The 20,276-nt window shown below is 55.9% G+C and carries 14 protein-coding genes and 1 pseudogene; 5 read left to right on the plus strand and 10 right to left on the minus strand.

The window, feature by feature from the left end:
• Positions 1–31: 31 nt before the first annotated feature.
• Positions 32–385, minus strand: coding sequence for an anti-adapter protein IraM (gene iraM / locus LPQ25_RS24300; RefSeq protein ID WP_002885039.1), 354 nt, complete (start codon positions 383–385; stop codon positions 32–34).
• Between the two features lie 550 nt (positions 386–935).
• Positions 936–3,359: an outer membrane protein assembly factor BamA gene (gene bamA / locus LPQ25_RS24305; RefSeq protein ID WP_012737165.1), complete on the minus strand. Its 2,424-nt coding sequence runs from the start codon at positions 3,357–3,359 to the stop codon at positions 936–938.
• 21 nt (positions 3,360–3,380) lie between these two features.
• On the opposite strand from bamA, the gene LPQ25_RS24310 reads away from it, so the two are divergent.
• The 3 genes from LPQ25_RS24310 to LPQ25_RS24320 all read left to right on the plus strand — a co-directional run bounded on the left by LPQ25_RS24310 (position 3,381) and on the right by LPQ25_RS24320 (position 6,146).
• Positions 3,381–3,611 carry a potassium:proton antiporter gene (locus LPQ25_RS24310; RefSeq protein ID WP_004192625.1) on the plus strand — a complete coding sequence of 77 codons (231 nt, stop codon included), beginning with the start codon at positions 3,381–3,383 and terminating at the stop codon, positions 3,609–3,611.
• Positions 3,612–3,983: 372 nt separating this feature from the next.
• Entirely contained in the window at positions 3,984–5,744 is a 1,761-nt protein-coding gene (locus LPQ25_RS24315) for a tannase/feruloyl esterase family alpha/beta hydrolase (RefSeq protein WP_014908105.1), read from the plus strand.
• A gap of 33 nt (positions 5,745–5,777) precedes the next feature.
• Positions 5,778–6,146 carry a helix-turn-helix transcriptional regulator gene (locus LPQ25_RS24320; RefSeq protein WP_004177844.1) on the plus strand — a complete coding sequence of 123 codons (369 nt, stop codon included), beginning with the start codon at positions 5,778–5,780 and terminating at the stop codon, positions 6,144–6,146.
• A 263-nt stretch (positions 6,147–6,409) separates the two neighbouring features.
• Here LPQ25_RS24320 and LPQ25_RS24325 read toward each other — a convergent pair whose 3' ends face one another.
• Positions 6,410–8,668 (minus strand): TonB-dependent siderophore receptor, encoded by a 2,259-nt coding sequence (locus LPQ25_RS24325; RefSeq protein ID WP_012737162.1) that lies wholly within the window; start codon positions 8,666–8,668, stop codon positions 6,410–6,412.
• A 585-nt stretch (positions 8,669–9,253) separates the two neighbouring features.
• On the opposite strand from LPQ25_RS24325, the gene LPQ25_RS24330 reads away from it, so the two are divergent.
• The gene (locus LPQ25_RS24330) at positions 9,254–10,834 is read left to right on the plus strand and encodes an MltF family protein (protein ID WP_004178276.1); all 1,581 of its coding nucleotides are present in this window, start codon (positions 9,254–9,256) and stop codon (positions 10,832–10,834) included.
• Positions 10,835–10,958: 124 nt separating this feature from the next.
• Here the strand turns inward: LPQ25_RS24330 and ssb1 are convergent, their stop codons facing one another.
• The gene (gene ssb1 / locus LPQ25_RS24335; RefSeq protein WP_004151744.1) at positions 10,959–11,483 is read right to left on the minus strand and encodes a single-stranded DNA-binding protein SSB1; all 525 of its coding nucleotides are present in this window, start codon (positions 11,481–11,483) and stop codon (positions 10,959–10,961) included.
• Positions 11,484–11,734: 251 nt separating this feature from the next.
• Between ssb1 and uvrA the strand changes: the two genes are divergently transcribed.
• Positions 11,735–14,560 (plus strand): excinuclease ABC subunit UvrA, encoded by a 2,826-nt coding sequence (uvrA, locus tag LPQ25_RS24340; RefSeq protein ID WP_004146620.1) that lies wholly within the window; start codon positions 11,735–11,737, stop codon positions 14,558–14,560.
• Here the strand turns inward: uvrA and LPQ25_RS24345 are convergent, their stop codons facing one another.
• The 6 genes and pseudogenes from LPQ25_RS24345 to dnaB all read right to left on the minus strand — a co-directional run bounded on the left by LPQ25_RS24345 (position 14,561) and on the right by dnaB (position 20,266).
• Positions 14,561–14,917, minus strand: coding sequence for an MmcQ/YjbR family DNA-binding protein (locus LPQ25_RS24345; protein ID WP_002884953.1), 357 nt, complete (start codon positions 14,915–14,917; stop codon positions 14,561–14,563). It abuts the gene before it with no gap.
• Positions 14,918–14,920: 3 nt separating this feature from the next.
• Positions 14,921–15,337 carry a secondary thiamine-phosphate synthase enzyme YjbQ gene (locus LPQ25_RS24350; protein ID WP_002884951.1) on the minus strand — a complete coding sequence of 139 codons (417 nt, stop codon included), beginning with the start codon at positions 15,335–15,337 and terminating at the stop codon, positions 14,921–14,923.
• Positions 15,338–15,467: 130 nt separating this feature from the next.
• On the minus strand, positions 15,468–16,181 hold the full coding sequence (aphA, locus tag LPQ25_RS24355; RefSeq protein WP_004151745.1) for an acid phosphatase AphA: 714 nt from the start codon (positions 16,179–16,181) through the stop codon (positions 15,468–15,470).
• A gap of 190 nt (positions 16,182–16,371) precedes the next feature.
• Complete coding sequence (gene tyrB / locus LPQ25_RS24360) at positions 16,372–17,565, minus strand: aromatic amino acid transaminase (RefSeq protein WP_014908106.1); 1,194 nt, start codon at positions 17,563–17,565, stop codon at positions 16,372–16,374.
• 176 nt (positions 17,566–17,741) lie between these two features.
• A pseudogene (gene alr, locus LPQ25_RS24365) lies at positions 17,742–18,819 on the minus strand (alanine racemase).
• Between the two features lie 31 nt (positions 18,820–18,850).
• Positions 18,851–20,266 carry a replicative DNA helicase gene (gene dnaB / locus LPQ25_RS24370; RefSeq protein WP_002884942.1) on the minus strand — a complete coding sequence of 472 codons (1,416 nt, stop codon included), beginning with the start codon at positions 20,264–20,266 and terminating at the stop codon, positions 18,851–18,853.
• Between the last annotated feature and the right edge of the window lie 10 nt (positions 20,267–20,276).

The following is a 20,276-nucleotide window of genomic DNA, read 5'->3' on the forward strand; positions in this document are numbered from 1 at the left end:
CCGTCGGTATCTGACCGGCGGCGTGGACTGGCTAACGCCAGGGTTCACTGCGGGGAATATTATTCGGGCAACGCTTAATCGTGCAAAAGGACTGGTAAAAACAGGAGTCAGACCGCTCGCCACCGGCATGGTAAGGGCACGATGGTCGCTCGCGTAATTTTTCCCACTGCGCCTCGTCGTACACCGTAATATTATAGATTTTTAATGAATGATACTGGTCATTAATTAAAACTCTCGAGGAATAGAGTCTTATCGACTCACCGGGCAACAGGATTACATCGGCCTCGTACCACATGATAAATTTCAAGAAACGCAGACTGGATATAGCCGAGAAGGCGATACCAGATTGCGGGCAGATCAGGGTATTAAGAATAGTCCATTTCATATTCCTTCCTTATAAAGATGCTACAAATTATTACAATATATAGTGATAGCATTCATTGTTATAAATCGCAAGCACCCTGACAATTATGTGATTTAAGACAATTCCTAACGACATACTCCATTATTAGTAACGTTTCATTTCCCTCTCTAAATTTATGGTTAGGCCTGATGAAAAACAGCCAAATTACCCTTAAAAAAGAAAATATAATAAAAAATAAGATAATATAAACTTAATTTACAATACGTCTTAGTCCCTCTGGATGAGGCCTCAGTCATTGGTATTAGATGATGCAGCATTGAGTATTACCCGCGGTTTGGCAAGAAGAGAGGACCATAGCAGGCAGCTATTTATTGCGCGGTTACCTCGTCGTACGTCACCAGGTCCGCGAGGCCCGCAGACCGCGCTCGGGTAAATGTCGTGGGTGTCCCGCCAGATCGCATTCCTTAGCGATAATATCGACATAGCGGTTGAGTATATTCTGCTCAATCGCTATGTCGGAGGACAGTCCACAGAATATAGCCACGCCGGTCTATCAGGCCCCGTTGGAGCCCTACCAGGTTTTGCCGATATTAAACTGAAACTGTTCTGCTTTATCACCATCGTACTTTTTAAACGGCTCTGCCCAGGAGAAGACCAGTGGACCGAGGGGAGACATCCACTGCACGGCAATCCCCGCGGAGAGACGAATATGACTCGGATCGCCGTAGTCAGGGATCCCTGCCGCCAGCGTCTGCGCGGTGTTGTGCCAGGATGTACTCCAGACCGTCCCCGCGTCAACAAACAGCGAGGTTCGCAGACTATCGGCGTATTTGTCATTCACAAAGGGGGTTGGAATGATAAATTCGCTGTTCAGCACCGCCATGGCATTCCCGCCGACCGCATCAGACGAGGCGTCCAGCGGGCAGGCGCTATAGCTGCTTTCGCTACCGTTACAGCGGTAATAGGCCGCTTTAGGCCCAATAGTGTTAGAAGAAAATCCGCGCACTGACGACGAACCGCCTGCGTAAAAGTTATCGTAGAACGGCACACTTTTGCCGTCTAACCCGCCGGCATAGCCTGCGCGCAGGCGTTCCATCCAGACCCAGCGCTTGTTCTCGCTCAGCGGCAGATACTGGGCGGTGTCAAAAGAGAGTTTGTAGTAGCTATTATCCGAACCGGGGAGCGTCACTTTACCGCTCAGGCTGCTCTTGTTTCCCGCACGCGGGAAGAAGCCGCGATCGAGATCGTTGTAGCCCCATCCAAGACTCACAAAATAATCGTTGGCGCTATATTTTGCGCCGCTGTCGCCATCTTTCGTCACCACGCTGGGCTCGATTCCCCGAGAGCTGAGGTAGCGCCAGGTCGTCAGCTCCGGATCCATATTGGTCAGGCGATTATGGACATAATCCAGTCCCAGGTTCAGGGAGTTATTTTCGCTAATGGGAAACCCTAGCGTACTACCTAAACCATAGCTCTGCTGGTTGTAGCTCCCGGCATCCGCATCAGAAGCATCATAGCTGTTATAAAAAATCTTTCCGCCCAGGCTAATGCCATCTACGGTAAACCACGGGTTCGTCGCCCCCAGTTCAAGATAAGACTGGTAGCTGTTGCGCGTCCCGTTGAAGCTAACGCTATTACCCGTTCCCAGCCAGTTATCCTGCGTCACGCCAAGCTGATAGCTCACGCCGCTGTCCGTACCAAATCCCAGGCCCACGTTGAATGAACCGGTGTTGCGCTCCTTCACCTTGTAGACCACATCGACCTGATCCGCCGTTCCATTGACCGGAACGATCTGCTGTTCAACGTTCTCAAAAAAACCCGTTCGATCAAGACGTACCTTCCCTTGATCGACTTTTTCGTTGTTGAGCCACGCCCCTTCCATTTGGCGCATTTCACGACGCAGCACCGCGTCCCGGGAGGTGTCGTTACCGGAAAAGCGGATCTGGCGTACCGAGTAGCGGCGGCCCGCGTTGACCTGAATATGCAGCACCACGCGGTGATGCGCATCATCGATTTCCGGTGTGGTCGTCACCTGCGGCCAGGCATAACCATACTTACCAAAATGCTTTTTGATCTCATTTTCAACCGTGGTGACTTGCGCCCCGCTATACCATGCCCCCGCCAGCGGCTGGGCAAGCGCCTCGATCTCCGGCCCATGCTGAGCCAGATCGCCTGTCACCTGAGTTCGGTCGACCCGATAACGTTCGCCTTCATTGAGGGCGATAGTGATATACAGGGATTTTTTATCTGGGGTCATACTGACCTGCGTGGACTCGATAGCAAAGCGCGCATAGCCGCGATCGAGATAAAAACTGCGCAGCGTTTCCAGATCGGCTTCCAGCTTCTGCTTCTGGTATTTTTTATCGGCTACCACGTTCCACCACGGCACATTATCACGTAGCTGAAGCTGGTCCAGGAGCGTCTCTTCCCGAAACGCCTGATTACCGATAATGTTTATTTGTGCGATTTTCGCCGAGATGCCTTCCTGAAAAACGAACGTTAAGTCAACGCGATTACGCGGTAACGGGGTCACCACCGCGTGAACCTGCGCACTGTATTTCCCCGCGCTGTAATAGAAATCCTGTAACCCTTTTTCTATTTCGCTAAGCGAATTTCGATCCAGTGCACTACCTGCAGAAATACCGGACGCGGTGAGATTTTCCTTTAGCGCATCATCCTTCACTGCCTTATTCCCGGAAAAACTGACGCTGGCAATAGTGGGCCGTTCCTTAACCTGCACCACCAGCGTTTTCCCATCGCGCAGGATCTGCACATTTTCGAAATTGCCGCTCGCATACAGCGCGCGCACTGCCTCGCTGACATCTTCTGGCGTCACCGCATCTCCCGCGTGCAATGGCATACTTAATAGCGCCGCCCCGACGGTCACGCGCTGTAGCCCTTCAAAACGGATATCATCAACTTGATATGATGTTGCGGCATATAACGTTAAAGGGGCGATCAATAATCCGCTGATGATATGAGTCTTTTTTAACATGAATGTGTCGTCTACGAGATAATGAGCAATAGCAGTGTCCTGCTGGCGTTGAGCTTATTTGTTCAGGATGCATCTCTAAAATATGCGACAGAAAATAACCTGAGCGAGGCGCAGAATTACATGCAATTATGGCGACAAAATGGAGAAAAAATGGATGTTAAAGCATCTTTAAAAATATATTTAATGATGGAACTTTTTCTGAAGCGCATGGTTCTAATGGCCAACACCAGTACTATATTTAGATTTGCCTGAACGTTTTATTAATAAAAAGCCCCCTTTCTTATTAATGGAAGGGGGAAGGATCTCGTTAGGAATGATGCTCTCTGGGATCACCAGGAACAGGGAGAAAAATAACCTGCAACCCAGCAGATTTAATGAAGAGAAATTGAATAAATTATGCAACTGATATCACAACATTCTACCCCGAATTCACCGCCAGACGCCGTTGGCAAACATCTCCATATTTTCCTCAAAATAGCAGAATACAGTAGGGTCGCCTTATCAAGGCATCAAGGAAAGTCTATCGTTATCTACAATAGCCAAGCAGTGGCGCCTCGCCAGGGAAGGTGAGGCATAGGTTTCGCCATCCTGCCGCCTCCCATCATCAGCCACAGGGAACTGCGTATGACACGCTTACTCAAGACAATCTTGCCCATCATCCTCTGCGCCCTCTTCGGGTTATCGTTCGCTTCACCCACACAGGCTGTCGCCAGTCTGCCGATCGTTCTTCCCGCGCTGACATGCGATGCGCTAAGCGCTACCGACTTCAGCGCGGCCGTTGGCGCAAAGGTCACTATCAATCACACTGAAATGCAGACCTCCGCGCAGGGAAGCTGGTGCAAGGTGAGCGCCACTATCGCCCCTGAGATTGGCGTGCAGATTGCCCTGCCGACCCAACGCTGGAGTCAACGTTTTTTGCAGGTCGGCTGTGGCGGACTGTGCGGGAGTATTAACCTGAGTCTGTCGAATGCCAGCGGCTGCCTGCCGGCAATGAACGGCGAGTTTGTGGTGGCAGCAACCGATATGGGGCACCATGGCAGTATGATGGATGCGTCATGGGCCGAAGATCCGCAAAAGCGCATCGATTTTGCCTGGCGCGCCAACCACCTGACCGCCGTGCTGGCCAAAGCGGTGATGCAGACGCTTTACCGCCAGCCGCCAAAGTATGCCTACTTTATGGGCTGCTCAGACGGCGGTCGCGAAGCATTGATGGAAGCGCAGCGCTTTCCGCAGGATTTTGACGGTATCAGCGCTGGCGCGCCAGCGGCCTTTTTCCAGTTTCAGAACTCCTTCTTCCACGGCTGGAATGTGGCCGCCAATCAGCGCCCGGACGGTACCGCTATCCTGCTGAAAAATCGCCTTCCTCTGATTCACCAGGCCGTGCTGGCTCACTGCCCGACGCTTTCCGGCGTGCAGGATGGTATCCTGCAAAATCCGTATGCCTGTCAGTTCTCTGAGTCATGGCTCCCCCGCTGTCCTGCCGATGCTCGGGACCGTTCTACCTGCCTGACGCAGGAAGAGATCGAGGTGGTGAAAAAGCTCTACCGCGGCGCTTACGACAGCCACGGCGCCCAGTTCGTCGCGGGCGGTCTGCCGCTGGGTTCCGAGCTACGCTGGCCGGTGCCCGAGACGCCGACCGGCCACTCAATGTCGGAAATGATGGTACTACCGGCTCTGCAATCCGTGCTCCTGCCAGGAGAAAAACAGAAGATCCAATCGATGCGGGATTTCCCGCTTAACCAGCAGAATTTTGACGCCGTCGCCCAACTGGCGCCGCTCTATAACGCGGCAAATACCAATCTTCATGCCTATCAACAGCGCGGCGGCAAGCTTATCCTCTGGCACGGTCTGGCCGATGACTCCGTCAGTCCGGCCTTTTCTATCGCCTATTATCGCGGCGTAGAAGCAGAGATGGGCCTTGCCGCAACGGATACCTTCCTGCGGTTATTCCTGCTGCCTGGGGTAGCCCATTGCGGTAATGGCGAAGGTTACGATCAAATTGATCTCCTTACTCCGCTGATGCGCTGGACCGAGGAAGGTATCGCGCCGCAGGAGATCATGGCCGGCAAACGGGCAACAGCCGCTGCCGACCTGCCGCCGATGACAGAAAAACCAGATGCGCAAACGCAGTTTCACGGCGTGCAGAAAGTCAGTCAGCCTTACGCTGACGCCGCTCCGGCCGTTATCGCGACTCGCCCGGTGTACCCCTTCCCGGCCATTGCCCATTATAACGGGCGCGGCGACGTGAATGACGGCGAAAATTATCATGCAGAGCAAACTACCGCCTTTGGTCATCTGCAGCTGGCAAAACCCGCCAGCGACTATATTGGCCCTGATAATCAAAAAAATTATCAGGTTCGCCACGGCATACTCACTGTTCAATAAACCCCTGGGCTCCTCACTGAGGAGCCCTGCGTTATGGGATTGGCCGCAATTATGCGTAGCAAAACGCTCCAGCAATCGGTCTTAAGCGACCTGCTCTTGTGGATCGATAATAATCTGGATAAGAAACTGACCGTCGACGATCTGAGCGATATCTCTGGTTATTCCCCCTGGCATTTGTTTCGGCTCTTCCGTCATTATTTTGATCGTTCGCCAATGGAATATATCCGCCAGCAGCGCATGTCGCTGTGTCGCCGTTTATTGCTGACAACGCCTGGTTACCGAATCGTCGATATTTGTATGATGGTCGGTTATGACGATCTCAGTGCGTTTAATCGTACCTTCAAAAAATATCATGCGCTCACGCCCACTCAGTATCGCTATCAGATCACGCGGCAAAAATAAGGAGGTCCCCCTCCTCCGCATCGCTGCGGTTGGGAATGGAAGGGGGACAGGGGATATTACAGAAGGGAAATAGCAGGATGCTATTATCGAACCCGGTCGGGATCAACGACCTTGCGCGACGGAAATCAGTATAAAAGGATATGTTGAGCTAATAATGTAGAGGGCGTGAAGATTTTGTCACGATTTATAACCGCCTCCTCCGCTCTCATCTGAAATAAAAAAACCGGGTCGCATTGCACCCGGTTTACTCCTCATCAGGATCATCAGAAATGAGTATTAACGCTCATAAAGAAGGTCCGCCCCGATTCGTTATAGGTCTCGGCACCCGCGCCATACAGATAAGCTCCCGTCGTCGCGTTGCCGGTCGTTTGCGCATTCCCTGCCCGGTAGTGGCGAATATCAAACAGGTTATCTATCCCGCTGGTGAAGCTCAGATTTTTGTTCACATCCCAGGTCGCACTGAGGCCGACAATGCTGTATGGGCTGACTTCGTTTAGTTCGCTGCCGCTGACCGCCTCGCCCTTATAATTGAAGCGTTTTGGTTTCTGTCGGCCATACCAGGTAAAGGTGCTCTGCAGGGAGAGATCTTCACGAACCTGCCAGCTCAAAGTCGAGTTCAGGGTAAACTGCGGGATCACTGACAGCCGGTCGCCGGTCGTCTTATTCTTGCTCTGCAGCATCCAGGTCAGGTTATTGCTCCAGTTAACCGCCTCCCCCACCGGCAGATTCAGCGTTCCTTCCAGGCCTTCCACTAACGCCTTTGGTACGTTTTCCCACTGATAGATATTGGTGGTGCCGTTGCTGGCGGTACCCACCGCCGCATACCCTGACTCAATCTTATTGTGATAGTCGTTACGGAACCAGGTGATCCCCGCCTGATAGCCATCATGCTTGTACTCAAGACCAATCTCTTTATTAACGCTGGTCTCCGCTTTCAGATCGCTATTCCCCATCAGATAGCAGGCGGAACTACTGGCGTAACAGCCTTGACCGTTGCTGTAGAGAATATAGTTCGGGTTCAACTGGTAGAGGTTAGGCGCCTTGTAAGCACGGGCAATGCCCAGCTTCAGCGTCCAGTCGTCCGTCAGCTCCTGAGACAGGTTCAGTGAGGGGCTCCAGTTATTGCCGACGATGCTGTGGTGATCGAAGCGCAGAGCGGGTGTCAGCATGGTGCTGTCCGTTAGCGCCATATTATCTTCGGTAAACAGCGAGAAGATCTCGGCACTGGAGTACGGGCTACGACCGGTAGCCGATACGCCATCGATAGTGCCATAAGAGAGCGCCTGGGTTGTCGATACGCCATCTTTCATCCGCTGCTGATTCCATTCTGCCCCCAGCGTCAGATTCTGATCGACCCCCAGCGTAAACGGAATATTCACTTCACTATGTAGCAGGACATCGGCCAGATCGATATCTGAAAACTCGCTACTGGAGAAGATCCCTTCCGTACCGCCCGCCAGCCCTTCATCCATTCGCGAGTTACGGGTGTGTTCGTACTGGGCATAGCTGTTGCTGGTCACGCCATTATCCCAGCCGCCGGTCCATGTTACGCCGTAAGTTTGCCGGTAGAGACGGTTGGTCTCTTTCCCGTACATACTCTTCACCAGCGTACTGGTATTGGTGTTTTGTGTGTCGCCGGCATAGAGATTACCCTGGCGGCTGTAACCGGCCTCAAACTCCAGGGCCTGCATCGGGGCAAACTCCCAGCGCAGCTTACTGTGAATATCTTTGTTCACCACCCCTTCACGTCCGGCGGGATAAGAACCGGCGTAGGAACCGGTACGTTCCGCTTCATGCCCGGCGTTAATATCCTGTGCATCGGCCTGGGTTTTACTCAGATTACCCCAGAGATTGAAGCTGACACTGTCCGACAGCGGACCATTGAGGCTAAAGTTAGTACGTTTCGTCGCCCCTTCTTTACGGTGCTGCGGAGCATTCATATAGGTATTCCACGACCCGTGCCATTCTCGCGTGGTCGGTTTGGTCACGATGTTGACGACCCCGCCCATCGCGCCATTACCATAGCGCGCCGCCGCCGGGCCGCGGATCACATCGATATGATCGATCATCTCCGCTGGCACCCAACTGGTATCGCCGCGGGAGTCACGATCGCCGCGCCAGCCATACCGCACCGAGTTACGGCTGGTCACCGGTTTACCATCGACCAGCACCAGCGTATTCTCGGGCCCCATGCCACGGATATCAATTTGCCGGTTGTTGCCGCGCTGCCCGCTGGTGGAGTTGCCGGTCAGGTTTACCCCGGGCTGCGTACGAATTAACTCCGACACATCGCGGGCGGGGGGATGTTTGCGGATCTCTTCTGCGGTGATGGTCGACACGCCCGGCGCCTGCAGGTTCTGCCTGGCGGCGGTTATGACCATCGTCTCCTCGTGATTTTCGGCAGTGGCGGCGCTCTCGTCAGGCGTCGATTGTTCGGTCATGTTCTCTGCCGCCTGCAGCGGCACGCTACAGGCGAGCAGAGGAATGACGATCCCCAGCGGGAAGTGAGACGTGTATTTCATAGAATATGCCCTGTTTTCTGTTGCTGTCGGGCATAACGCCTTCCCCAATTGAAAAAACAATGGGATAAAATACTTGCCTCAGCGCGTCGCCAGATTTTGGCGCAGGTCAGCGCCTTCCCGGCATTAATGGGAATAAAAAAAGCGTGAGGCATAATAAAATTAAGTGCCCTGTTTCATCATTAGAGAAAAAGCGCTGCGCGCTATTCTTTGATAGCGTAATCCAGACAGCGTGTCATTAGAGTAATGTGCCGTGTTACGGTAATAAAAATGAGATTCATTATCAAGATGATAATAATCAATATCGGAGAAAAATAAAATAAACACTAACAATCAAAATGTTACAACAAAACAGATGGGGAGAAATAAAATAAAAACATCATCATTATTTTCTATTTATCATTAAAAACACACATTTTCGCCATATTATCTCCATAGTTAAATTAAAGATAAAAACACATTAATAGTAAGCGATAAAATGGGAGAAAACTATTTGTCGGCATTGTTATGTTTTTTACGCCCTTGTCGTTCCCAGCTAACGGCGGCCGTTCTGCTAAAATAATCACATCCCCTGCGGAGTATTCCTCCATGAACGCCTACTCGCTATCACGTCTGTTTATCGCCTGGCTCACCTGCCTCGCGACACTGTTATTCGCTCCTCTGCTGCCGGCAGTAGAGGCGGAAAAAGCGCCGCCGGCAGCAGCCGAAGACAACACACTGTCGATTCATATTGACGATATGCTACGGCCATGGAGAGGCGATTTGCCTGGCATGATCGACCGTCGTACCATTCGGGTATTAACCACCTACAGCAAGACCTTCTTTTTTATTGATAAAGGCACCCAGCGCGGGGCGACGCACGACATTTTTATCGCGCTGGAAAACGATCTGAATAAACAGCTAGCGAAGGATAAAAAGCTCAAACAGCGCCACCTGAAGCTGCATATCGTTTTTGTGCCGGTCAGTCGGGATAATCTCTTTATCGCGCTTAATGAAGGTAAAGGCGATATTGCGGCTGCCAATCTGACTATCACGCCCTCGCGGGAAGCCCAGGTCGATTTCGCCCAGCCGCTCTACAGCAACGTGAAAGAATTACTGATCTCCGGCCCGGCTTCACCGAAGGTCGACAGCCTGGAGCAACTCTCTGGTCAAACCGTCTTTGTTCGCCGCTCCTCCAGCTATTACGACAGCCTGCAAGCGCTGAACGCCCGATTTGCCGGTGAGTCGCGCCCACCGGTGATACTGGAGGCGGCGCCGGAAGCGCTGGAGGATGAAGATCTGCTGGAAATGCTCAACGCCGGGCTGATTCCGCTGATCGTCGTCGATCAGCATAAGGCGTTGTTCTGGAAACAGGTGTTTCCAAAAATTCAAGTCCATGACAACGTGGTGCTGCGCGACGGCGGCGACATTGCCTGGGCGGTACGCAAAGACAGCCCGCAGCTGCTGACGGTACTGAACAACTTCGTCAAAAAGAATCGTCAGGGCACCACGCTGGGCAATACTCTCCTGCTGCGTTACCTGAAAAATGCTAAATATGTCAAAAATGCCGCAGCGAATAAGGAACGACGCAAATTCCTCGCGATGGTAGATGTCTTCCGCAAGTACGGCGATCGTTATGACGTCGACTGGCTGCTGATGGCGGCCCAGGGATACCAGGAGTCGCGGCTGAATCAGTCGGTACGGAGCCACGTCGGCGCCATCGGCGTTATGCAGGTGATGCCCAGCACTGGAAAAGAGCTGAAGGTGGGTGATATTAAACAGCTGGATCCCAATATCCATGCCGGCGTGAAATACATGCGCTGGATGATGGATCGGTACTATGCCGATGAGCCCATGACCCGGCTCGATAAAGCGCTGTTTACCTTTGCCTCCTATAACGCGGGTCCGGCGCGTATCGCCCGCCTGCGCACCATGACTAAACAGCGAGGATTTGACCCGAACGTCTGGTTCGGTAACGTCGAAAATATGGCGGCAGAAAAAATTGGCGCCGAGACGGTAACCTACGTCAGCAATATCTATAAGTATTACATCGCCTATCGGCTGATCGTCGATGACATGGCCCGCAAACAGAAAGCGACGGCCGTACCGCGGCAGGAGCCGGTGGCGCAGCCAGTCAAACCGCAGCCCAGCGTGGCGACAGCCGCCACCGCTCAGGTGCCCGTCATCTGAATCGCCCGTCACCGCGGGTCAAATCTCATCCTGAAATGACGGAGCAGGAATAATAAAGTAAAAGCCCCGGCGAAACCGGGGCTTTCTGTTTTCGACTACGCAGACAGTGCGCCTAAGGCAAGCCTTAGAACGGGATGTCGTCGTCGAAGTCCATCGGCGGTTCGTTGGAAGGCGCTGCCGGGGCCTGCTGCTGCGGACGGGACTGCGCGCCGCCGCTGAACTGGTTGCCGCCCTGCGGCTGCTGCGGCTGACCCCAACCGCCCTGCTGCTGGCCGCCGCCTGCCGGTGCGCCGCCGCCCTGACGGCCGCCCAGCATCTGCATGGTGCCGCCCACGTTCACCACCACTTCGGTGGTGTATTTGTCCTGACCGGATTGATCGGTCCACTTGCGGGTACGCAGCTGGCCTTCAATGTACACCTGTGAGCCTTTACGCAGATACTCACCAGCGACTTCCGCCAGTTTGCCGAACAGCACAACGCGGTGCCACTCGGTCTGCTCTTTCATTTCGCCGGTCTGCTTGTCACGCCAGGATTCGGAAGTTGCCAGCGTGAAGTTGGCGACAGCGCCGCCACTTGGCATGTAGCGTACTTCCGGGTCCTGCCCCAGATTACCGACGAGAATCACCTTGTTTACGCCTCTGCTGGCCATGTTCGTGTCTCCTGAATACGTTTCTTAATAGTGTAAACGCGCGAGTGTACCATTTCCACGTAGCATTTTAATAGCTGCGAGGCTGATTCCAGAGATAGTACCCGGCTACGACATTGTTGCACACTCGACCCGAATTTGCATTCCGATACTGTATATTCATTCAGGTTAAATTGTGTCATAATTAGCCGTTTCTGCCGTTTGTCCTTCAAGCAAACCAGGCAATCCGTGTATCTACCTACCGGGAAAGGTGAATGGATAAGATCGAAGTTCGGGGCGCCCGCACCCATAATCTCAAAAACATCAACCTCGTTATCCCGCGCGACAAACTCATTGTCGTCACCGGGCTTTCCGGGTCTGGCAAATCTTCACTCGCTTTCGACACCCTGTATGCCGAAGGCCAGCGTCGCTACGTCGAATCGCTCTCCGCCTATGCGCGACAGTTCTTGTCGCTGATGGAGAAGCCGGACGTCGACCATATCGAAGGGCTGTCGCCGGCGATTTCCATCGAACAGAAATCAACCTCTCACAACCCCCGCTCGACGGTGGGTACTATTACCGAAATTCACGACTATCTGCGTCTGCTGTACGCCCGCGTCGGCGAACCACGCTGTCCGGATCACGATGTGCCGCTGGCGGCGCAAACCGTCAGTCAGATGGTCGATAATGTCCTCGCCCAGCCGGAAGGCCTGCGCCTGATGCTGCTGGCGCCCATTATTAAAGAGCGCAAAGGCGAGCACACTAAAACCCTGGAAAACCTCGCCAGTCAGGGCTACATCCGCGCGCGGATCGACGGCGAGGTCTGCGATCTGTCGGATCCGCCGAAGCTGGAGCTGCAGAAGAAGCACACCATTGAGGTAGTCATCGACCGCTTCAAGGTGCGCGACGATCTGGCGCAGCGCCTGGCCGAGTCGTTCGAAACCGCGCTGGAGCTCTCCGGCGGGACCGCCATTGTGGCTAATATGGATGATGAGAAAGCGGAAGAACTGCTGTTTTCCGCCAACTTCGCCTGCCCGATCTGCGGCTACAGCATGCGCGAGCTGGAGCCGCGTCTGTTCTCCTTTAACAACCCGGCGGGCGCCTGCCCGACCTGCGACGGCCTCGGCGTGCAGCAATATTTCGATCCCGATCGCGTGGTGCAAAATCCCGAGCTGTCGCTGGCGGGCGGCGCCATCCGCGGCTGGGATCGGCGTAACTTCTACTACTTCCAGATGCTGAAGTCGCTGGCGGAGCACTATAAATTCGACGTCGAAGCGCCATGGGGCACCCTCAGCGCCAACGTGCAGAAAGTGGTGCTGTACGGTTCAGGTAAAGAAAGTATTGAATTCAAATACATGAACGACCGCGGCGATACCTCGGTGCGCCGCCATCCGTTCGAAGGCGTGCTGCATAACATGGAGCGCCGTTACAAAGAGACGGAATCCAGCGCGGTGCGCGAAGAGCTGGCGAAGTTCATCAGCAACCGTCCGTGCGCCAGCTGCGACGGCACGCGTCTGCGTCGCGAGGCGCGCCACGTGTTTGTGGAAAACACCCCGCTGCCGACCATTTCCGATATGAGCATCGGCCATGCGATGGATTTCTTCAACAATCTGAAGCTCTCCGGCCAGCGGGCGAAAATCGCCGAAAAAGTGCTGAAAGAGATTGGCGATCGTCTGAAATTCCTCGTCAACGTCGGCCTCAACTACCTGACGCTCTCCCGCTCGGCGGAAACGCTCTCCGGCGGCGAAGCCCAGCGTATCCGTCTGGCAAGCCAGATTGGCGCCGGGCTGGTTGGCGTGATGTACGTGCTGGATGAACCCTCTATCGGCCTGCACCAGCGTGATAACGAACGCCTGCTCGGCACCCTGATCCACCTGCGTAATTTAGGCAACACGGTGATCGTCGTTGAGCACGACGAAGACGCCATTCGCGCCGCCGACCATGTGATCGATATCGGTCCCGGCGCTGGCGTTCACGGCGGCCAGGTAGTAGCGGAAGGGCCGCTGGAGGCCATTATGGCGGTCCCGGAATCCCTGACCGGCCAGTTCATGAGCGGTAAACGCAAAATTGAAGTGCCGAAACAGCGCGTGCCCGCCAACCCGGAGAAAGTCCTCAAACTGACCGGCGCGCGCGGCAACAACCTGAAGGATGTAACGCTCACCCTGCCAGTGGGCCTGTTTACCTGCATCACCGGCGTCTCCGGCTCGGGTAAATCCACGCTGATCAACGATACCCTGTTCCCGATTGCCCAGCGCCAGCTCAACGGCGCGACCATCGCCGAACCAGCGCCGTATCGCGATATCCAGGGGCTGGAACATTTCGATAAAGTGATCGATATCGACCAGAGCCCGATCGGCCGGACGCCGCGCTCCAACCCGGCAACCTATACCGGGGTGTTTACCCCGGTGCGCGAGCTGTTCGCCGGCGTACCGGAGTCTCGCTCACGCGGCTATACGCCGGGGCGCTTTAGCTTTAACGTTCGCGGTGGGCGCTGCGAAGCCTGCCAGGGTGACGGCGTCATTAAGGTTGAGATGCACTTCCTGCCGGATATCTACGTGCCGTGCGACCAGTGCAAAGGCAAACGCTATAACCGCGAAACGCTGGAGATTAAGTACAAGGGTAAGACCATCCACGAAGTGCTGGATATGACCATTGAAGAGGCGCGTGAATTCTTTGATGCCGTACCGGCGCTGGCGCGTAAGCTGCAAACCCTGATGGACGTCGGCCTGACCTATATCCGCCTTGGCCAGTCGGCGACGACCCTGTCCGGCGGCGAGGCGCAGCGCGTGAAGCTGGCGCGCGAGTTGTCCAAGCGCGGTACCGGCCAGACGCTGTATATCCTCGATGAGCCGACCACCGGTCTGCACTTCGCCGATATCCAGCAGTTGCTGGAAGTGCTGCACCAGCTGCGCGATCAGGGCAATACCATCGTGGTGATTGAGCACAACCTCGATGTGATTAAAACTGCCGACTGGATTGTCGATCTCGGCCCGGAAGGCGGCAGCGGCGGCGGCGAAATCCTGGTCTCCGGTACGCCGGAAACCGTCGCCGAGTGCGAAGCCTCGCACACCGCGCGCTTCCTCAAGCCCATGCTGAAATAATTAGCGGGTAAGCTGCTGCCGGACCGGCTCCGGCAGCATTTTCACCGCCTGCTGATAAGACGCATCGACCAGATAGTAGATTTGCGAATCCGGCAGCGAGCCATCCAGATAGACGGTGCTCCAGTGCGCTTTATTGAGATGCTGGCTGGGCCGGACATCGCGATGCTGCTGACGCAGCAGCTCAGCCAGCTCCGGACTCGCCTTCAGCGCGACCGCCGGCCGCTGGTCCTCAACCTCCTTCACCATGGCAAACAGCACGTCTGAGACCTTAATCTGCGTGGCTTTCCAGTCGCTGTGGACGCTCTGCTCTGCTCCCGGTTTCGCCATGCAGTACTGTAATAACTCCGAAATTGTCATCTTTTATTCCCCCATGAGCGTCGCAACGATGCGCCGCGAACCGCCGTGTATCCGATGCTCCCCCAGCCAGATGCCCTGCCAGGTTCCCAGCCTGACGCGTCCGTCCTCGACCGGCAGCATTAGCGACACGCCAAGCATCGATGATTTGATGTGCGACGGCATATCGTCAGGGCCTTCATAGTCATGTTCATACGGCGCATTGTCCGGTACGGCGTTGAGAAAATACTGCTCCATGTCATAGCGGACGGTGGGATCGCAGTTTTCGTTGAGCGTCAGGGAAGCGGAAGTATGCTGGAGCAGGAGGTGCAGCAGGCCAACCTTCACCCCGGACAGCCCGCGGATCTGGCCAAGGATTTCGTCGGTGACCAGATGAAAACCGCGGGATTTTGGCCCAAGCGTCAGGGTTTGCTGATACCACATCATTGACTCCTTTTGCGAATGAATCCTTCTAAGTGTGCAGCAATACGTGAAAAGGTAAAACCTTCCACCCCTGATTTTGCATAAAAAAACGGCAGCGCCGTCGCTGCCGTTTATCGCGTTCAGGCGGTCATCAGTATTCGGAATTGACGATTACTTCCTCGCCCAGCGCGCCAGCCATCGGCAACGGCTTATAGGAGGAGTTGGCGGCCCGCAGCACGCGGATGCCACGGGCGCCCGCTTCGCGGGCGGCGGTGATATCGTTATCCGAATCGCCGTAGAAAACCTTTATCTGCTTCGCCTGCAGCCACTGGGTCTTGGTGTTTTGGCCAGGCTTATCGCCAGCGAAAATCACCGGATTCATATTGGCGGCCGGGATGAGAAAATCATCCTGCAGGGTTTTAGAAACGGTTTCGGTTTTGGTCTGGCTGCGGCCGGTGACGAACCAGATGCTGTCCCCGCGCTTCACATGCATCGCAATCAGCTGGCGCGCCACCTCTTTCGGCATGCTGAATTCATCCCAGCCATTGTTCATTTTTTCCCAGAACTGCGGGTTTTTCAGGTAATCCTCGCTGCCGGGAGAGAAGGTTTTTTGCCCGCGCCAGAAACCCGGACTGGAGAAGAGGACGGTGTCATCGATATCAAAGCCGACGGCCATCGGCGGCCGCCCCAGCAGGCTGTTCTCAATTTGCGCCACCGAAACCCAGTGGATCGGCGCCTGCTCGGCCAGCTGGGCCACGTTGGTGCCGACCCACAGCGGCTGCGGCGTGGAGGCGCGCGCCACAACGGCGCTGTTCAGCGTGAACAGGAGAGAAGCCGCCGCAAGGGCGAGAGTAAGTTTGCGCATATTTATCCCTAAATCTATCAATCATTATTGTTTTCAATAATGTGCATGCTTATCAACGTCCCGACCTTACCCGCCGGCGGCATGGATGAAAAGCCTTTTTCGCGCAGATGTCATAGAAAAAGAGGATGATCACATCCGAGGGGGTTGCCCCTGCCCGTTGACCGGCAGAGACAACCTGCTGGAGAGCGGCTTACATTACCGCGGCAAAAGCTTTCGCTACCTGCTGAACATTACGTGAGTTTAACCCCGCCACGCACATGCGTCCGCTGGCAATCAGGTAGACGCCAAACTCATCGCGCAGACGATCCACCTGCGCCGCGCTAAATCCGCTATAGCTGAACATCCCGCGCTGCTTGAGCAGGTAATCCACTTTGCTGCCCGGGGCAACCTGCTGCAGCGCGTCGACCAGCGCCTGGCGCATGGTCAGGATGTGCGCGCGCATGGCGTCCACTTCCGCCTGCCACGTGGCTTTCAGCCCGGCATCGTTCAGCACCGTCGCCACCACCTGCGCGCCAAAGCTCGGCGGGCTGGAGTAGTTGCGGCGCACGGTGGCCTTCAGCTGCCCCAGCACGCGGCCCGCGGTTTCGCTGTCTTCACAGACCACGGACAGACCGCCGACGCGCTCCCCGTACAGCGAGAAAATTTTGGAGAACGAGTTGCTGACCAGCATCGGCATCCCGGCGCTGGCGATGGCGCGAATAGCGTAGGCATCCTCTTCCAGCCCCCCGCCAAAGCCCTGGTAGGCGATGTCGAGGAAGGGGATCAGCTGACGCGCTTTCAATACCTCAACCACGCGGTCCCACTGGGCTGGCGTCAGGTCGGCGCCGGTCGGGTTGTGGCAGCAAGGGTGCAGCAGCACAATATCGCGGGCCGGCAGCGTTTGCAGCGTCGCCAGCAGGTCCTCAAAGCGCACGCCGTTGGTGGCTTTATCAAACCAGGGGTAAGTACTTACTTCGAAGCCAGCCCCTTCAAAAATGGCGATGTGGTTTTCCCAGGTCGGATCGCTGACCCAGACATGAGACTCAGGAAAGTAACGTTTGAGGAAGTCGGCCCCGACCTTCAGCGCGCCCGAACCGCCGACCGTCTGAATAGAGGCAATGCGATTTTGCTTAAGCGCGGTATGCTCTGCGCCAAACAGCAGCGGCGCAATCGCCTGACGGTAGCCGCTCAACCCTTCCATTGGCAGATACAGCGAGGCGCCATGCGGCTCGGCGTTCAGGCGTGCTTCCGCTTCCGCCACCGCCTGCAGCTGCGGGATAATGCCGTCATCGTTGTAGTACAGCCCGATACTCAGGTTGACTTTGTCGCTTCGCGGGTCTTCTTTGAAGCGTTCCATCAGAGAAAGAATAGGGTCGCCGGCGTAGGCGTCAACTTTTTGAAACACGCGATGTATCTCCAGGTTTACATGGGGCAGGTTCTTACACAATAAACCGGATATGACGGCAGGTCGAGAGGATGTTGAGGGGAAAGTGACCCCGCAGCGGTATAAACCGCTTTTTTGAGCGCCGCAGGCCTGGTGCGTACCGGATCAGCCTCTGTGCTATCCGGTACGCCAGAGGCTTAGTCGAAGTATTTCATGGCGACGCGGGAGGTCAGTCGCGTAATAAGTTCGTAAGCACTTACTTTCGTTATCTCGGCGATGCGCTCTACCGGGAGCCCCTCTCCCCACAGCACTACCGCGTCGCCGGCTTTATCCTGGGCCTGCGGTCCGAGGTCAACGCAGATCATATCCATCGCCACCCGGCCGACAATCGGCACTTCCCGGCCATTGACCAGCACCGGCGTGCCCGACGGTGCCGCGCGCGGATAACCGTCGCCATAGCCCATCGCCACCACGCCGAGACGGGTATCGCGTTCGCTGATCCAGGTGCCGCCGTAGCCGACGGGCTCCCCTGCTTTATGCTCGCGCACCGCAATCAGGCTGGACGTTAGAGTCATCACCGGCTGGCAGCCGAAATCTCTGCCGGTGGAGCGATCGTCCAGCGGCGACACGCCATACAGGATAATTCCGGGGCGCACCCAGTCGTAATGCGATTGCGGCCACAGCAGAATGCCGCCCGAGGCGGCGATAGAGCGCAGCCCCGGTTTGCCTTCGGTAAAGGTGGTGAAGATATCCAGCTGGCGTTCGGTGGCGCCGCAGGTCGGCTCATCGGCGCGCGCGAAGTGGCTCACCACGTTCACCGGCTGGCGGACGTTTTTACACTGGCTCAGACGCTGATAAAACGCCTCGGCTTCCTCCGGGCGCACCCCTAAGCGATGCATGCCGGTATCCAGCTTCATCCACACGGTCACCGGCTCGGGGAGATCGGCTTGCTCCAGCGCCGCCAGCTGTTCGGGCTATGCACCGCCGTATGCAGGCGCTGGGCGGCGATCACCGCCAGGTCTTCCGCAGCAAAAAAGCCTTCCAGCAGGAGGATCGGCTGGGCGATGCCCCCGCTCGCAGGCGCAGCGCCTCTTCCAGGCGGGCGACGCCAAAGGCGTCGGCGTCGGTCAGCGTTCGCGCGGTCTCGAGAAGACCGTGTCCGTAGGCGTTCGCTTTCACTACCGCAACCAGTTTGCTGGCGGGCGCCAGTTCACGCAGACGTTGCAGGTTGTGTCGCAGAGCGCGGCGGTTGATAACTACAGTTGCCGCTTGCATTTGAATTCCTTAATAAAAGAAGGCGGAAGGATTACTCATCATCATACTGAGGACCGGCATAATTATCGAAACGCGACCACTGGCCGTTAAAGGTCAGTCGCACGGTGCCGATCGGGCCGTTACGTTGTTTACCAATGATAATTTCCGCGATGCCTTTAAGATCGCTGTTCTCGTGATAGACCTCATCACGGTAAATGAACATGATTAAGTCGGCATCCTGTTCGATAGAGCCGGACTCACGCAGGTCGGAGTTGACCGGGCGCTTATCGGCGCGCTGCTCCAGCGAGCGGTTAAGCTGCGACAGCGCCACCACCGGCACCTGCAGCTCTTTCGCCAGCGCCTTCAGCGAGCGGGAGATTTCGGCAATCTCAAGGGTACGGTTGTCGGAGAGCGACGGCACGCGCATCAGCTGCAGGTAGTCGATCATAATCAGTCCGATGCCGCCGTGCTCGCGGGCGATACGCCGCGCGCGGGAGCGCACCTCCGTCGGCGTCAGGCCGGAGGAGTCATCGATATAGATATTGCGCTTTTCCAGCAGGATGCCCATGGTGCCGGAGATCCGCGCCCAGTCTTCGTCGTCCAGTTGACCGGTACGAATGCGGGTCTGATCGACGCGCGACAGCGAGGCCAGAGAACGCATCATGATCTGTTCCGAGGGCATCTCGAGACTGAAGATTAATACCGGTTTGTCCTGCAGCATCGCCGCGTTTTCCACGAGGTTCATCGCGAAGGTCGTTTTACCCATCGATGGACGGGCGGCGACGATAATCAGATCCGACGGCTGCAGGCCGGCGGTCTTTTTGTTGAGGTCGTCGTAGCCGGTATTGACCCCGGTGACGCCGTCATGGGGCTGCTGGAACAGCTGTTCGATACGGGCGACGGTGGCATCGAGGACATCGGCGATGTTCTTCGGCCCTTCGTCTTTGTTGGCCCGGCTTTCGGCGATTTTGAAAACCCGGGATTCGGCGAGGTCGAGCAGATCTTCGCTGGTTCGCCCCTGTGGGTCGAAGCCGGCTTCGGCGATCTCGTTGGCCACCGAAATCATTTCGCGCACCACCGCGCGTTCGCGCACGATGTCGGCATAGGCGCTGATGTTAGCCGCGCTGGGCGTGTTTTTGGACAGTTCGGCCAGATAGGCGAAGCCGCCCACGCTGTCCAGCTGCCCCTGACGCTCCAGCGACTCGGCGAGCGTAATCAGGTCAATCGGGCTGCCGGACTCCTGCAGGCGCGCCATCTCGGTAAAAATATGACGGTGCGGACGGGTATAAAAGTCGTCGGCAACGACGCGTTCGGCGACGTCGTCCCAGCGCTCGTTATCCAGCATTAAACCGCCCAACACCGACTGCTCCGCTTCAATCGAGTGCGGCGGGACTTTCAGCCCGGCGAGCTGCGGATCGCGTTCGCGGGTTTCTGTCTGTGGTTTGTTGAAGGGTTTATTTCCTGCCATAGCCTAACAT

Origin of the sequence: Klebsiella sp. KPN54798, from assembly GCF_021184225.1 — a bacterium.
Taxonomy (GTDB): domain Bacteria; phylum Pseudomonadota; class Gammaproteobacteria; order Enterobacterales; family Enterobacteriaceae; genus Klebsiella; species Klebsiella pneumoniae.